The organism is Pararhizobium sp. P1_E7 (assembly GCF_056405855.1).
The window spans coordinates 25,430-38,358 of the sequence record NZ_JBFUBH010000031.1 but is presented as its reverse complement, the minus strand read 5'-3'; the positions used below and the strand labels follow the sequence as shown (position 1 = coordinate 38,358).

The 12,929-nt window shown below is 59.4% G+C and carries 12 protein-coding genes and 1 tRNA gene; 3 read left to right on the top strand and 10 right to left on the bottom strand.

What is annotated here, in order from left to right:
- On the bottom strand, window positions 1-297 hold a 297-nt coding region (locus tag AC1D17_RS20970), incomplete at its 3' end, for a phenylacetaldoxime dehydratase family protein (RefSeq protein WP_477567242.1).
- A gap of 277 nt (window positions 298-574) precedes the next feature.
- Between AC1D17_RS20970 and AC1D17_RS20965 the strand changes: the two genes are divergently transcribed.
- A complete protein-coding gene (locus AC1D17_RS20965; RefSeq protein WP_477567241.1) occupies window positions 575-1,627 on the top strand; it encodes a helix-turn-helix domain-containing protein in 1,053 nt (350 codons plus the stop codon).
- A gap of 756 nt (window positions 1,628-2,383) precedes the next feature.
- On the opposite strand, the gene AC1D17_RS20960 is transcribed toward AC1D17_RS20965, so the two are convergent.
- From AC1D17_RS20960 to pcsA, 6 genes are read right to left on the bottom strand one after another with little or no spacing between them, the layout of a single operon-like run.
- Window positions 2,384-3,454: a BMP family ABC transporter substrate-binding protein gene (locus AC1D17_RS20960; protein ID WP_477567240.1), complete on the bottom strand. Its 1,071-nt coding sequence runs from the start codon at window positions 3,452-3,454 to the stop codon at window positions 2,384-2,386.
- Window positions 3,455-3,493: 39 nt separating this feature from the next.
- A complete protein-coding gene (locus tag AC1D17_RS20955; protein WP_477567239.1) occupies window positions 3,494-4,414 on the bottom strand; it encodes an ABC transporter permease in 921 nt (306 codons plus the stop codon).
- Window positions 4,414-5,508, bottom strand: coding sequence for an ABC transporter permease (locus AC1D17_RS20950; protein WP_477567238.1), 1,095 nt, complete (start codon window positions 5,506-5,508; stop codon window positions 4,414-4,416). Before AC1D17_RS20950 ends, AC1D17_RS20955 begins: the two co-directional genes overlap by 1 nt.
- Window positions 5,498-7,072, bottom strand: coding sequence for an ABC transporter ATP-binding protein (locus AC1D17_RS20945; RefSeq protein ID WP_477567237.1), 1,575 nt, complete (start codon window positions 7,070-7,072; stop codon window positions 5,498-5,500). Before AC1D17_RS20945 ends, AC1D17_RS20950 begins: the two co-directional genes overlap by 11 nt.
- Window positions 7,073-7,125: 53 nt before the next feature.
- Window positions 7,126-8,103: a quinone oxidoreductase family protein gene (locus tag AC1D17_RS20940; RefSeq protein ID WP_477567236.1), complete on the bottom strand. Its 978-nt coding sequence runs from the start codon at window positions 8,101-8,103 to the stop codon at window positions 7,126-7,128.
- A 9-nt stretch (window positions 8,104-8,112) separates the two neighbouring features.
- A complete protein-coding gene (gene pcsA, locus AC1D17_RS20935; RefSeq protein ID WP_477567235.1) occupies window positions 8,113-8,838 on the bottom strand; it encodes a phosphatidylcholine synthase in 726 nt (241 codons plus the stop codon).
- A 280-nt stretch (window positions 8,839-9,118) separates the two neighbouring features.
- Between pcsA and AC1D17_RS20930 the strand changes: the two genes are divergently transcribed.
- On the top strand, window positions 9,119-10,324 hold the full coding sequence (locus AC1D17_RS20930) for a UbiH/UbiF family hydroxylase (RefSeq protein ID WP_477567234.1): 1,206 nt from the start codon (window positions 9,119-9,121) through the stop codon (window positions 10,322-10,324).
- Here AC1D17_RS20930 and AC1D17_RS20925 read toward each other — a convergent pair.
- Window positions 10,292-11,269 (bottom strand): AEC family transporter, encoded by a 978-nt coding sequence (locus AC1D17_RS20925; RefSeq protein WP_477567233.1) that lies wholly within the window; start codon window positions 11,267-11,269, stop codon window positions 10,292-10,294. The two genes, AC1D17_RS20930 and AC1D17_RS20925, sit on opposite strands and share 33 nt — an antisense overlap.
- Window positions 11,270-11,291: 22 nt before the next feature.
- Window positions 11,292-12,041: a cytochrome c biogenesis CcdA family protein gene (locus tag AC1D17_RS20920; RefSeq protein ID WP_477567232.1), complete on the bottom strand. Its 750-nt coding sequence runs from the start codon at window positions 12,039-12,041 to the stop codon at window positions 11,292-11,294.
- A gap of 191 nt (window positions 12,042-12,232) precedes the next feature.
- Here AC1D17_RS20920 and AC1D17_RS20915 point away from each other — a divergent pair.
- Window positions 12,233-12,308: transfer RNA gene (locus AC1D17_RS20915), tRNA-Lys, on the top strand.
- 187 nt (window positions 12,309-12,495) lie between these two features.
- Here AC1D17_RS20915 and AC1D17_RS20910 read toward each other — a convergent pair.
- Complete coding sequence (locus AC1D17_RS20910; RefSeq protein ID WP_477567231.1) at window positions 12,496-12,798, bottom strand: hypothetical protein; 303 nt, start codon at window positions 12,796-12,798, stop codon at window positions 12,496-12,498.
- Window positions 12,799-12,929 lie beyond the last annotated feature (131 nt).

Below are 12,929 nucleotides of genomic sequence, written 5' to 3'. Positions count from 1 at the left end.
GTGGGTGACGTGCGTCGAGGACCAGTCTTCGAGGTCTCCCAGGCTCAAAAAAATTCCCAGGCCAAACGTGCGTTCATTTTCGGGCTTGCTTTGGTCAACGAGATTCGAGAACCGCAGGGTGCAACAGCCGGTTTCTTCCGGATTGTCACGCAAGAAATCCATCCCGTTCTTGAGTACAGGCTGAATATCCTCAAGGTACGTGCGGCGTTGGTCTGGCCCGCACTGCGAGAAATCCTGCCCCGAGCGAATGTAGCAAAGAGATGGCGGCTGCCATCCTTCTCGCATCATTAAGGCCATCAGCCATCTCCACCATCGTGTTGAGCAGACTGCTGTGCTCCGACAAGATTGGTCGTGCCCCATGGCTGCTCTTACTTCGCAATATGCGCGCTCTCCCCTTCATTTACTCGGACATGAGCGCCAATCCGTTCGCTCTTACGCGCCACGGCCTTAAATCGTAGCTGCCGCATCGGAATTGGCACGGATTTTGCGTTGAATATCTATAAACAGGTGACCCAAGCTGCTGCTGGCGTCGCTCGGTCAATTTGCCAAGCGACAAGACCATGGGAGTCGTGCGATGCAAAATATGGCTGCTGTTCTACCTACAATTACAAATCGATCGCTTACGGCGGTCGACACGTCGGCCTTCAATAAGAACGAGCGCTTCCCTATTTGGCGAGAAGTCGTAAGTACGATGCTGAGCCCGTCGGAGAATAGCCTGGTGTCAAGCGCGGAAGACTTTTTCGCTCGGTTTATCAGGGTGCCGCTCGGTACAATTGAAATCTCAATGCTTGAGTCAGCGCCCATTCGAAGTGTGCGGACATCCAATCTTCTCCGCACCAAGCCCGATGACGACTTTTTCGTCAGCTATATGGTTTCAGGCTATGGAGAATTGACGCAAGGCGGGCGACACGCGGTGCAGCGACCAGGTGACGTGCTGATCTATGACTCAGCGAGAACCTTTCATTGGGACCTTCGCGAGAACTACAGCATGCTTTTCGCGAGAATTTCTCGTCGACTGTTAACGGCACGCCTGCCCGACGCAGAACAACTCACGGCCCGTACCCTGCAGAAGGGCGAGCCTTTCGCATCCCTGATCGGGAGCACGATGACGGAAATCATCAAGATGCACAATGTCACTGGCATCGATGCGGCTCCACGCCTGAGCAAATCTCTCATTGATGTACTGGCGTCATCGCTGGAATTCGGCCTGACATCCGCCGAGCCCGTTAGTCGCCAGAAAGATCTGCTCGCGCGCGCCAAGCAAATGTTAATGGACAATTTGGAAAATCCGGACTTCGACTTTCAGAGCTTAGCAAAAGCGCTCAGTGTTGCGCCAAGAACGCTCTGCCGCGTATTTGCGGCAGACGGCACAACAGCGATGAAGTGGCTCTGGCAACAAAGGCTGCAGTTCGCGTTGAAGTTGCTGACACAAGGCCAAGTTAAGAGCGTAAGTCAGGTGGTCATGCTTTCAGGCTTCAATGATTTCTCGCACTTCGGGCGCGCTTTCAAAGCAGCGTTTGGTGTCTTGCCAAGTGAGATTTTGCGGCAGAAATCCAACGGAGACCTCACACCAGGCTACGACCTAGCCGATGACTCGACTAAAAATTTATCAGGGCACTTTTTTTAAGCAAGCAGAGAGATGGCTTTTTACAAGTCACGCCCCGAGCTGCAGTTGGCAACCTAGGTGAATCGATATTGGTTCCAATATCGCAGCCTTGGGCGGCCGCGTTTCGCTTATCAATTTATCCAGCGCCCGCCGCAACGCTCGTTTCACTGAGGAAGGTTTCGACGTCGCGGAGGTGCCGGAACAACCTGATCCACTGGATGTCGACGACTTCCAATGGTGGGACGAAAATGACGCGGGGTCCCCTCTCCGCCCGAGTGACAGCCACGGTCCTAAAGTCGCTCATCGAACGGTTGGAGTTGGCGTTTCCTGTAAAATGCAACTCGATCCCGTTGCTCCACCGAGCCACCCGTTCTCAGAAAGAAATCGGCCCTTCGGAGCCAGAACTCGGTAAATTCGCGGTTTGACGATGCGTCGCCGCGAGCCGGAATCAAGCCTTCGATCTGGGTGAATGACCAACAGCCTGTTTTCTATCTGCGGCGAGAAGCTTCCTGTTAATCCCGTATATTGCTGTTTCTTCGCCCGCTTTAAGCGGGCTTTTTTATGCGCGGTCGGCAGGCAAAATGATGCGGGTAGAGGGTCGGGGGCACCGCCAAGCTGCAATGCCCCTCAAAAGCCATGTACAAACAATAAGTAGTTTCAATGATATCATATACTTACGAAAAGAAACGGGGACAATGCAAAAGTGCACGACCAAACTCTAGAATCAAAAAGGGGTGGCCTCTCGGCCACCCCTGATTGCAAAAATGGATGCCGGATTTATTGCGGCAGCTTGTCGTCGACGCCTTCGACATAGAAGTTCATACCGAGCAGCGTGCCATCATCCGAAGATACGCCGGCGGCCAGCCATTCGGAGCCGTCCTGCTTCTTCAGCGGGCCGGTGAACGGCTTCAACTCACCCGATTCGATCTTCTTCTGGGTGGCTTCCGCCATGGCCTTCACGTCATCCGGCATATTGGTATAGGGCGCCATCGTCAGGATGCCGTCTTTCAGGCCGTCCCAGCTCGATGTTGTCTCCCACTTTCCGTCGATGAAGGCCTGGGTACGCTTGATGTAGTAGGCGCCCCACGTATCGACGATCGCCGTCAGCTGCGTTTTCGGGCCGGCCTTGATCATGTCGGATGCCTGGCCGAAGGCCTTGATGCCGCGCTCGGCCGCAACCTGCATCGGTGCGGTCGTGTCGGTGTGCTGCGTCAACACATCGACGCCCTGATCGATCAGCGCCTTGGCTGCGTCGGCTTCCTTGCCCGGGTCGAACCAGGTGTTTGCCCATACGACCTTGATCTTGAAATCAGGGTTGATCGACCGGGCGCCGGTGACGAAGGAGTTGATGCCCATGACCACTTCCGGGATCGGGAAGGACGCGATGTAGCCTGCAACGCCCTTCTGCGAGATTTTCGCGGCGATCTGGCCCTGGATGTAGCGGCCCTCATAGAAGCGGCTGTTATAGGTCGCAAGGTTCGGTGCGGTCTTGTAGCCGGTCGCGTGCTCGAACTTAACATCCGGGAACTTTGCCGCAACCTTGACGGTCGCGTCCATGAAGCCGAACGAGGTGGTGAAGATCAGGCCGCAACCGGACCGGGCCAGACGCTCGATGGCGCGCTCGGCATCCGGTCCTTCCGGAACGCTTTCGAGGAACTGGGTTTCGATCTTGTCGCCCAGTTTCTTTTCAAGCTCCTGGCGGCCGAGATCATGCGCCTGCGTCCAGCCGCCGTCGGTCTTCGAGCCGACATAGACGAAGCAGATCTTTGCCTTGTCGGCAGCGCTGGCGGCGGCGGAAAAACCGATAACCGCGGCCGTCGTGGCGAGTGCGAAAAGAATTTTTTTCATAATAACCCCTGTAGGTTTGGTTTGCGTTGTTGTTCTTGTTTACCTGTCCGGCACGAAGGACTTTCCAAGCGATGCCGGCGTATTGATCAAGGTCGTGCGCCGATTGTGCGAGATGAGAATGAGTACGATGATTGTCGCAAGATAGGGAAGAGCAGAAAGAAACTGCGAGGGAATGCCGACGCCGAAGGCCTGCGCATAAAGCTGGCTGATCGATACGGCCCCAAACAGGTAGCCGCCTGCAACGATCCGCCATGGCCGCCAGGAGGAAAATACAACCAGCGCCAGTGCGATCCAGCCGCGTCCGGCCGACATGTTTTCCACCCATTGCGGCGTGTAGACCAGTGATAGCTGTGCGCCGGCCAACCCGGCGCAGGCGCCGCCGAACATCACGGCCAGATAGCGCGTCCGAATGACGTTGATGCCAAGCGCATGCGCCGAAGCGTGACTATCGCCAACCGAGCGCAGCTTCAACCCGGTGCGGCTCCTGAACAGGAACCAGTTCACACCCGCGACCAGCGCGATCGACAGATAGAAAATCAGATCCTGCTTGAACAGAACAGCGCCCAGAAACGGAATATCCGACAGCACCGGAAAGACGATCTGCGGCAGCTTTATGCCGGATTGCCCGACATAGGGTTCCCCGATCATGCCGGAAACGCCGAGCCCAAGGATGGTCAAGGCCAGTCCCGTCGCGACCTGATTGGCAACAAGCGTCAAGGTCAGGAAACCGAACAGCAGCGAAAACAGCGCCCCCGACGCTATACCGGCCAGAATGCCGATATAGGGAGAACCGGTGACTTGCGTGGCAATGAAGGCGCAGGCAGCGCCCATCACCATCATGCCCTCGACGCCCAGGTTCAGAACGCCGGACCGCTCGGTGACCAGTTCGCCGATCGCCGCCAGAACCAGCGGGGTCGCCGCCGTGATGACCGTCAAAAGGATTGCTTCGAAAATTCCCATCAGCGCGTACCCTCGCCGGCCGTGTCGCTCAAATCGTACCACATCATCCTGATTTTATAATGGATGAGCGTGTCGCAGGAGAGCACGAAAAACAGGAGAAGCCCCTGAAACACCCGGATCGGCTTGTCGGAAATCTGAAGTGAAACCTGCACGGCCTCGCCGCCGAGATAGGTCAGCGCCAGCACAAGCCCGGCAACGACGATCCCCAGCGGATTGAGCCGCCCGAGAAAGGCGACGATGATCGCGGTGAAGCCGTAGCCAGGCGAAATCACCGGGCGCAGCTGCTGGATCGCACCGCTGACTTCGGCGATACCCGCAAGGCCCGCCAGCGCGCCGGACAGCAACATGGAAAACCAGATCATCTTGCGCGACGAGAAGCCGGCGAAACGCCCCGCCCGCTCGGATTGGCCAAGCACGGTGATCTCAAAGCCCTTCAGCGTGTAGCGCATCATGAACCAGATCAGGACCGCGGCGATAATTGCGAAGCCGAAGCCCCAATGCGCCCGTCCCGACGCAATCATTTCCGGCAGGATGGCCGTTGCGTCGAAGGTCCGCGTTTCGGGAAAATTCATGCCACCCGGATTGCGCCATGGACCGCGCACCAGCCAGTCGAGAAACAGCTGCGCGACATAGACGAGCATCAGACTGGTCAGGATCTCGTTGGTGTTCAGATGTGCCTTGAGGAAGGCCGGGATACTGGCAAAAAGCGCGCCTCCCAGCATGCCGAGCAACATCATCAGCGGCAAGACCAGCGGCGACTGCCACTCATAGAACACGACCGGCAGGATCGACCCGGCGATCGCCCCCATGATGAACTGGCCTTCGGCGCCGATATTCCAATTGTTGGAGCGATAGCAGACCGAAAGGCCGACAGCGATGAGAATGAGGGGAGCTGCCTTGATCGCCAGTTCGTGCAGCGACCAGACCTCCGTTAGCGGCTCGACGAAGAAGCTGTAGAGCGCTGCGAGCGGGTCCTTGCCCAGAATCATGAACATGATGCCGCCGAAGACCAGCGTCAGCCCGAGCGCGATGAACGGCGACAGGATGGAGAACAGCTTGGAGACGTCGGGGCGTCTTTCCAGTTCAATGCGCATGCGCCGTCTCCGCAGTCTCGGTCTTGCCATACATGCCGCCCATCAAGAGGCCGATTTTTTCACGCGACAGGTCCGATGCCGGGTAGATATCGGAAAGCCTGCCTTCGCTGATCACAGCGATTTCCGTCGCAACTTCGAAAATTTCATCGAGGTCCTGGCTGATGACGAGGACCGCGGAGCCGGATTTGGCGAGATCGACCAGTGCCTGCCGAATACGGCTGGCGGCGCCGGCGTCCACGCCCCAGGTCGGCTGGTTGACGATCAGCACTGCCGGCTGGCGGTCGAGTTCGCGCCCGACGATGAATTTCTGCAGATTGCCGCCCGACAGCGAGCCGGCCGGTGGGTTCTCGCCACTCTTGCGGACATCCATCGCCGTGGAAATACGCTTTGCCGCCATCTTCACGGCATCCTGGCGAATCAACCCGAGGGGGCCGCCGCCGAGAAAAGCCCGGCGATCGGACTGGCTGCGGGCAAGAATGAGATTGTCGGAGAGCGAAAGCGCCGGCACAGCCGCATGGCCGTGGCGCTCCTCGGGCACGAAACCCGCGCCCATCAGCCGGCGGGCATTGATGCCGCGMGTGCCGACCGGCTTGTCGGATATCAGGATGACATCATCGCTGGCGACCGGATATTCGCCGGACAGGGCATCGAAAAGCTCACCCTGCCCGTTGCCCGCAACGCCGGCAATCGCCAGAACTTCACCGGCATGGACCTTGAGACAGATATTCTTCAGGGAAACGGCAAACGGAGTTCTGGCTGAGGCGGACAGATGGCGGGCCTCAAGCTTGACGGCACCCTTGGCACTGGTGCCTTCGGCGGTGACATGCGCGACGTCGCTGCCGACCATCATGCGCGCCAGCGAAGACGGCGTCTCCTTGCGCGGATCGCAAGCGCCGGTCACCTTGCCGTGGCGTAGCACCGTAGCGCGGTCGCAGATGCGCTGCACCTCTTCCAGACGATGACTGATATAAAGAACCGAGCGCCCTTCGGCTTTCAGCTTGTTCAACGTTTCAAACAGCCGGTCGGCCTCCTGCGGCGTCAGCACCGAGGTCGGCTCGTCAAGAATGATCAGCTTCGGGTTTTGCAGCAAGGCGCGAACGATTTCGATCCGTTGACGCTCGCCGACGGACAGGTCGGCCACATGCGCATTCGGGTCGAGCGGAAGGCCATAGGCATGCGAAAGATCGGATGCCTCCTTGGCGATCCGTGACAGGGACACGCCCGGGTCCATCGACAACGCAATGTTTTCAGCGACCGTCAGCGCTTCGAACAGCGAAAAATGCTGAAATACCATGCCGATGCCCAGCTTGCGGGCGGCACTCGGGCTGGCGATTCGCACGGGCTGCCCCTGCCAGGCGATCTGGCCGCTTGTGGGCGCCAGCACGCCGAACAGCATCTTGACGAGCGTCGATTTTCCGGCGCCATTTTCGCCCAGGAGCGAATGGATTTCGCCCGGCCTGATATCGAGATTGATTCCGTCGCAGGCCGCGAATGTGCCGAACAGTTTTGTCAGTTGGCCAACAGCCAGCAATAGACTGTTGGCGGGTTCTCCCTCAGCCGGCACGCCGCCCCTCTTTTCTCATTTTCCTGCTGCCCTGGCTGCCTCTGCGGCATGTCTCAAGGTATCAGCAATGTTGTTCCGCTCGTTTTTCTTGCTTCCAGATCCGCATGCGCCTGACCTGCATCGGCAAGCGCATAGGTCTGGTTGATATTGATACGCACTTTGTTGCTTTGCACAACATCAAACAGGGAGTTTGCACACGCCTCCAGTGCCGGCCGCGTCGAAACATAGCTGAACAAGGTCGGCCGCGTTGCAAACAGCGACCCCTTCTGCGCCAGAATGCCGATGTTGACCCCTTCTACCGGACCCGATGAGTTGCCGAAGCTGACCCAGAGGCCGCGCGGCTTGATGCAGTCGAGCGAGGCCGGATAGGTGTCCTTGCCGACCGAATCATAGACGACATCGACGCCCTTGCCGTTGGTGATCTCCTTGACGGCGCTGACGAAATTGTCGGTGCGGTAGTTGATGACATGATCGTAGCCATGGGCAAGCGCCAGATCGATCTTGTCCTGGGATCCTGCCGTCCCAATGACGGTCGCGCCGAGCGCCTTGGCCCACTGGCCCGCAATCAGACCGACGCCGCCAGCAGCCGCGTGAAACAGAAGGGTGGTCTCCGGACCGACCTTGAAGGTCTGGTTGAGGAGATACTGCGCCGTCATGCCCTTCAGCATCATCGCCGCCGCCGTTTCCAGCGTAATGCCGTCAGGCACTTTCACCAGCTGCGAAATCTCGATGTTTCGCTCGCTCGCATAGGCGCCGTCAGAGGAGGCATAGGCAACGCGGTCGCCCACGGCAAAGGTGCTGACATTGTCGCCCACCGCCGTGACGATGCCGGCGCCTTCCTTGCCCGGAATGAAAGGCAGGCCCTCGGCCGATTTATAGAGGCCGGTGCGGAAATAGACGTCGATGAAATTCACGCCGACCGCGGTCTGGCGAATCTGCACCTCGCCCGGTCCCGGGGCGGAAAGTGTAACCCCCTCGATTTTGAGAACCTCCGGTCCGCCAAGCGTACGCACCATGATGGCCTGTGCCATGAAACCTCCTCAACCCCGTCCAAGCCGGGGTAATATCTGCAACACGAAACCGATGACGTAGAGATAGATGCCGGTGCCGACGACGCCGGCAACGACCCAGGCTGGCGTGTCGAAATGCAACAGCAGCGCATAGCCGCTCAGCGCCGACCAGACGGCAAAGACCGCCAGATTGAGCGGCCGCAGGCGCTGGACGCGGACGGGATGCAGGAAATTGATCGGCATGAAGGTCAAAACGACCGAGACGAAAACGACAATAGAAGCAGCGACTTCGCTGGCATCGATGACGAACAGTGTAAACACGACCATGTTCCAGACAACCGGGAAGCCGGAGAAGAAATACTCGTCCGTCTTCATGCCCATGTCGGCATAATAGATCGCGCTCGACATGACGATGGCACCGGCGGCAAAAAACGACCACGGCTCGCCGATCATGCCGCTCTGATACAGAGCGAAGGCCGGAAGCAGCACATAGGTGACGTAGTCGATGACATTGTCGAGCGTATCGCCGGACCAGTTGGGCAGGACTTCCTTGACCCGCACCTTGCGGGCGATCGGCCCGTCGATGCCATCTACGGCAAGGGCCAGACCCAGCCACCAGAACATATCGACAAACCGGTGCTCGGCTGCGGCGACTACGCCGAGAAAGGCCAGAAAAGAGCCCGATGCAGTGAGAATATGGACGGAAAATGCGCGAATTTCCGCGTAGGGCACGCGCTTGTAGTTAAAAAACCTCATCGGCAGACGCACCCTGTCCTTAACTCTGCGCTTTCCCCGAAGCATGCTGAACCGGCCGTCTCAACGGCCCACACTTCCGTACCCGCACTATCGCGCGGTGTTGGCGGTAATATGCACCGTTTGGGTTTGGCTGCCAGCAAAAATCAGCAGACGTCGTAAAAGCACAACAATCAGCTGTGGATGCGACCGGAGGTCTGCGCCATTTCACCCCATTTCCTTCGCGGCCGGTGGCGGCTAAGGTTGAGAGCCTTAACAGATGCATGCATAGGAACCGGTCGCCATGGAGCACTTTGAAATCGCAGTTGTCGGCGCCGGGCTGGCGGGCTCGCTCGCAGCGCTGGCTTTCGCCGACAAGGGCCGCAGCGTCGCGCTGATTGCGCCGGCAGCCGGCCGGGCCGACGGGCGCACCACGGCACTGATGGACCAGTCGCTTGAGCTTGTCCGGGAGCTTGGCCTCTGGCAGGCGATCGCTCCTTTGGCAGCCCCCCTTTCCAGCATGCGGATCATCGACGGAACGAACCGGTTGCTCCGGGCGCCAACGGTGACGTTTCATGCGGCCGAGGTCGGGCTGGAGGCGTTCGGATACAATATCCCCAACGCCCCCTTCCTTGCGCTCCTGGAAGAGGAGGCCGGGAAACGGCCGTCGCTGACGCGTATCGTGGCGAGCCTGTCTGAGGTCGAATTCGAAACGGAACGGACAATCCTGGCGCTCGACGACGGCCGCACGGTGAGTGCCAGCCTCGTCATCGGCGCCGATGGCCGGAAATCCGGCGTGCGCGAAGCGGCAGGGATCGAGGTGCGCAACTGGTCCTATCCGCAAAGCGCATTGGTGCTGAATTTCGCCCATCAGGTGGCGCATCAGAACATCTCGACGGAATTCCACACGCCACACGGCCCCTTTACCCAGGTTCCCCTGCCCGGCGGTTTGCGCTCGAGCCTCGTCTGGGTACAAAAGCCCGAAGACACCGAAGCCACATTGGCGCTTTCGCCCAGTGCCCTGGCCTTGGCAGTCGAACGGCGCATGCAGTCCATGCTCGGGAAAGTCACCGTCGAAGGCACACCCCAGTCGTTTCCGCTGTCCGGCATGGCCGCCAAATCCTTCGGCAAGGACCGGGCAATCCTGATCGGCGAGGCCGCCCACGCCTTCCCGCCGATCGGCGCGCAGGGACTTAATCTCAGCTTGCGCGACATCATGGCTGCAGTCTCCTTGATGGGGTCTTCGTCTGTTCCCGATGATTTCGGCGGACGCTACGACCGAAAGCGGCGGACGGATATCCTCAGCCGCACCGTCAGCGTCGATCTGCTCAATCGTTCGCTCCTGTCCGATTTCCTGCCGGTACAGATGCTGCGCGCGGCCGGGCTGCAGGCTTTGGCAAGCGTAGCGCCGCTGCGCAACCTGATGATGCGCGAAGGGATCAATCCCGGCAGCGCCCTGCAATCCCTGCGCGGCGCGTTACGGGAAAAGATCGGCAGGAAGAGCGCCTGAGCTGATCAGATAGAGCAACATCGTCACCGTCGCCACCGACAAAACCGTGGTGATCAGGATCGTTGCCGACGCCCGCTCCTGCCAGACGCCGTATTGCTGGCCGATGACGAAGACATTGGTCGCGGTCGGCAGCGACGCCAAAAGCACGGCCGTCTGCACCCAGACCGGTTCGAAATTGCCGGCAAAGCTCAAGACCAGATACATCAGTACCGGGTGGAGGATCAGCTTTGCCGGAACGATGTAGCCGATCTCGGCGGGAATGCGTTTCAGCGGCCGCAGCGCCAGCGTCACTCCCATGGCAAACAGGGCACACGGTGCTGCTGCCTGCGCCAGATAGTCGATCAGCCTTAGAACCGGCACCGGCGGCTGGAACGAGAAGTAAGCCGCGATCACGCCGGCGATCGTCGACAGAATGAACGGATGCAGCACGATTTTCTTGGCGATAGCAAGCACGAGCCACCCCGGCGCGCTCTTCTCGCCCCCGGCCAGCGCCATCATCGCCGGTGCGACCGTAAAATGCAGGACATTCTCGAAGCAGAAGATCAGGGCCACCGGCACGGCTGCCGGCTCGCCGAGCGCCAGCAACGCCAATCCCGGCCCCATATAGCCGATATTGCCGTAGGCACCGGCCAGTCCCTGCACGGTCGATTCGGCCAGAGAATTGCGGCGGATCAGATAGCCGGCCCCGAAAACCAGCGCGAAGACGGTGTAGGTCGCGCCGATGGAGGAAAACACGAAGTCGAAACGGGTCAGCTGCTCGATCGGCGTCTTCGAGACCAGCTTGAAGAACAGCGCGGGCAGCGCCAGGTAAATGATGAAGACGTTGAGCCAGCCCATGGCATCGCCGGCGCCTTCGCCGGCCGGATTGCGGGCAAGCCTCGCCGTCAGGTAGCCGAGGAAGATCAGGCCGAAGAACGGCAGCACCAAACCCGATATTTCGGCCATTTTTTCCGCTCTAGGTTCGTGCTTAGCCGATTTGCATCAGGACTGGAAAGGTCTCCTGGAACCAGATCGCCATCGAACTGATGAAGCCGAAGACGAAGGCAAGGCCGGCGAGAATCAGGAAAACGCCCATCAGCTTTTCCACCAGGCCAAGATGGCGGCGGAAGCGCGACAGGAACGTCATGAAGGCGCCAGAGAACCCGGCAGCGATCCAGAACGGAATAGCCAGCCCCAGCGAATAGACAGCCAAAAGCATCGCGCCGTCGGTCACCGTATCGCGCGCAGCCGCGACGCCGAGAATGGTGCCGAGCACGGGGCCGATGCACGGCGTCCAGCCGAAGGCAAAGGCAAGCCCCATGATATAGGCTCCCGACAACGTCGCGGGCTTGCCGCCGCCCTGGAAACGCGCCTCGCGCCCGAGGATGCCGATGCGGAAAACACCGAGAAAGTGCAGCCCCATGATGATGATGACGATGCCGCCGATGCGCGAGAGGATGTCGATATGCTGGCGCAGCACCAGGCCGATGCTGGATGCGCCTGCCCCAAGCGCCACGAAAACGGTGGCAAAGCCGAGCGTGAACAGGAACGCGGCGCCAAACACCGCGCGCCGGGTCCCCCTAGAGGCCACATGCGTTTCGCCACCGCGGAACTGATCGACCGATATGCCCGCCATATAGCAGAGATAGGGTGGCACCAGCGGCAGAACGCACGGCGACAGGAAAGATAGCGCGCCCGCCAGAACGGCGGTCCAGATGGAAATATCAGCGATGGACACCAGGTCAAAACTCCAGCCTGCAACAAGCTCGCGCCGTCTTAGCGCCGAAGCCGGTACCAAACCAATCACCTTTTGGCGATCTCCTTGTAAATCATCGTTTTTGCACTTTCGCGCTTTTTTTGGGTTGACCAAAACGAGCCCGCTGTGCATATGTCCGCCCACTTCCGCCGGGCACAACAGCCGGGTTGTGGGAGAGCGTAGCTCAGCCGGTAGAGCAACTGACTTTTAATCAGTAGGTCCAGGGTTCGAATCCCTGCGCTCTCACCAATCAAACACAATAAATCAATAATTTACCTGATTTGATTCGCTCAAGATTCGGCCTTTGCGACGTCGTGTGGCCTATCGGAAAAGTCGCACGCTGACGAAGCTGCTCTCTTGAAAGCAAAACAACGTCACCGCGAGGCGACGCTGTTGATGTGTCGACCGGAAGCATCCGGCCGGAACGGTTCTGATTTCAATAGGCTTGTTCGCCGCGCCGGTAATAGCCGGGCCGTTCCGGGTTGTATTCCGGCACCTCGCAGCGCGGATCGTTGTAGCAGCGGCGATCACGGTCCCTTGGGCGGTCTCTATCGCGCCAGTCAGCGCGGGCGTCCTCGTCACTCCGGTCGCGCCAGCGTTCCTCACGGTCGTAGCGATCAGAGTAATCGCGCGGGCGCGAATTGTAGCCACCGTCGTCGTAGGAAACGCTTTCGCAGCCAGTAAGCGTCAGGCTTGAAAGGCCGATTGCGGCCGCGAGTATAACGGTTTTCATTGTCATTGCTTTCTCCATTCAAGCGAGAAATATGGCTGTGGCGGGTTTGCGGCAAGAGGGAATAAGGAGAGGCGTCTTTCTGCTCGCCCAATCCCCCAAAATTGGCGCCGGCTCAGGCGGCCGCAAAAGGCTGTGAT

What these genes read in the sequence shown, in the direction of transcription:
- AC1D17_RS20925 (WP_477567233.1), bottom strand. Translation starts at nt 11,269, where the DNA reads ATGGCCGAAATATCGGGTTTGGTGCTGCCGTTCTTCGGCCTGATCTTC.
- pcsA (WP_477567235.1), bottom strand. Translation starts at nt 8,838, where the DNA reads ATGAGGTTTTTTAACTACAAGCGCGTGCCCTACGCGGAAATTCGCGCA.
- AC1D17_RS20930 (WP_477567234.1), top strand. Translation starts at nt 9,119, where the DNA reads ATGGAGCACTTTGAAATCGCAGTTGTCGGCGCCGGGCTGGCGGGCTCG.
- AC1D17_RS20960 (WP_477567240.1), bottom strand. Translation starts at nt 3,454, where the DNA reads ATGAAAAAAATTCTTTTCGCACTCGCCACGACGGCCGCGGTTATCGGT.
- AC1D17_RS20955 (WP_477567239.1), bottom strand. Translation starts at nt 4,414, where the DNA reads ATGGGAATTTTCGAAGCAATCCTTTTGACGGTCATCACGGCGGCGACC.
- AC1D17_RS20965 (WP_477567241.1), top strand. Translation starts at nt 575, where the DNA reads ATGCAAAATATGGCTGCTGTTCTACCTACAATTACAAATCGATCGCTT.
- AC1D17_RS20940 (WP_477567236.1), bottom strand. Translation starts at nt 8,103, where the DNA reads ATGGCACAGGCCATCATGGTGCGTACGCTTGGCGGACCGGAGGTTCTC.
- AC1D17_RS20950 (WP_477567238.1), bottom strand. Translation starts at nt 5,508, where the DNA reads ATGCGCATTGAACTGGAAAGACGCCCCGACGTCTCCAAGCTGTTCTCC.
- AC1D17_RS20910 (WP_477567231.1), bottom strand. Translation starts at nt 12,798, where the DNA reads ATGACAATGAAAACCGTTATACTCGCGGCCGCAATCGGCCTTTCAAGC.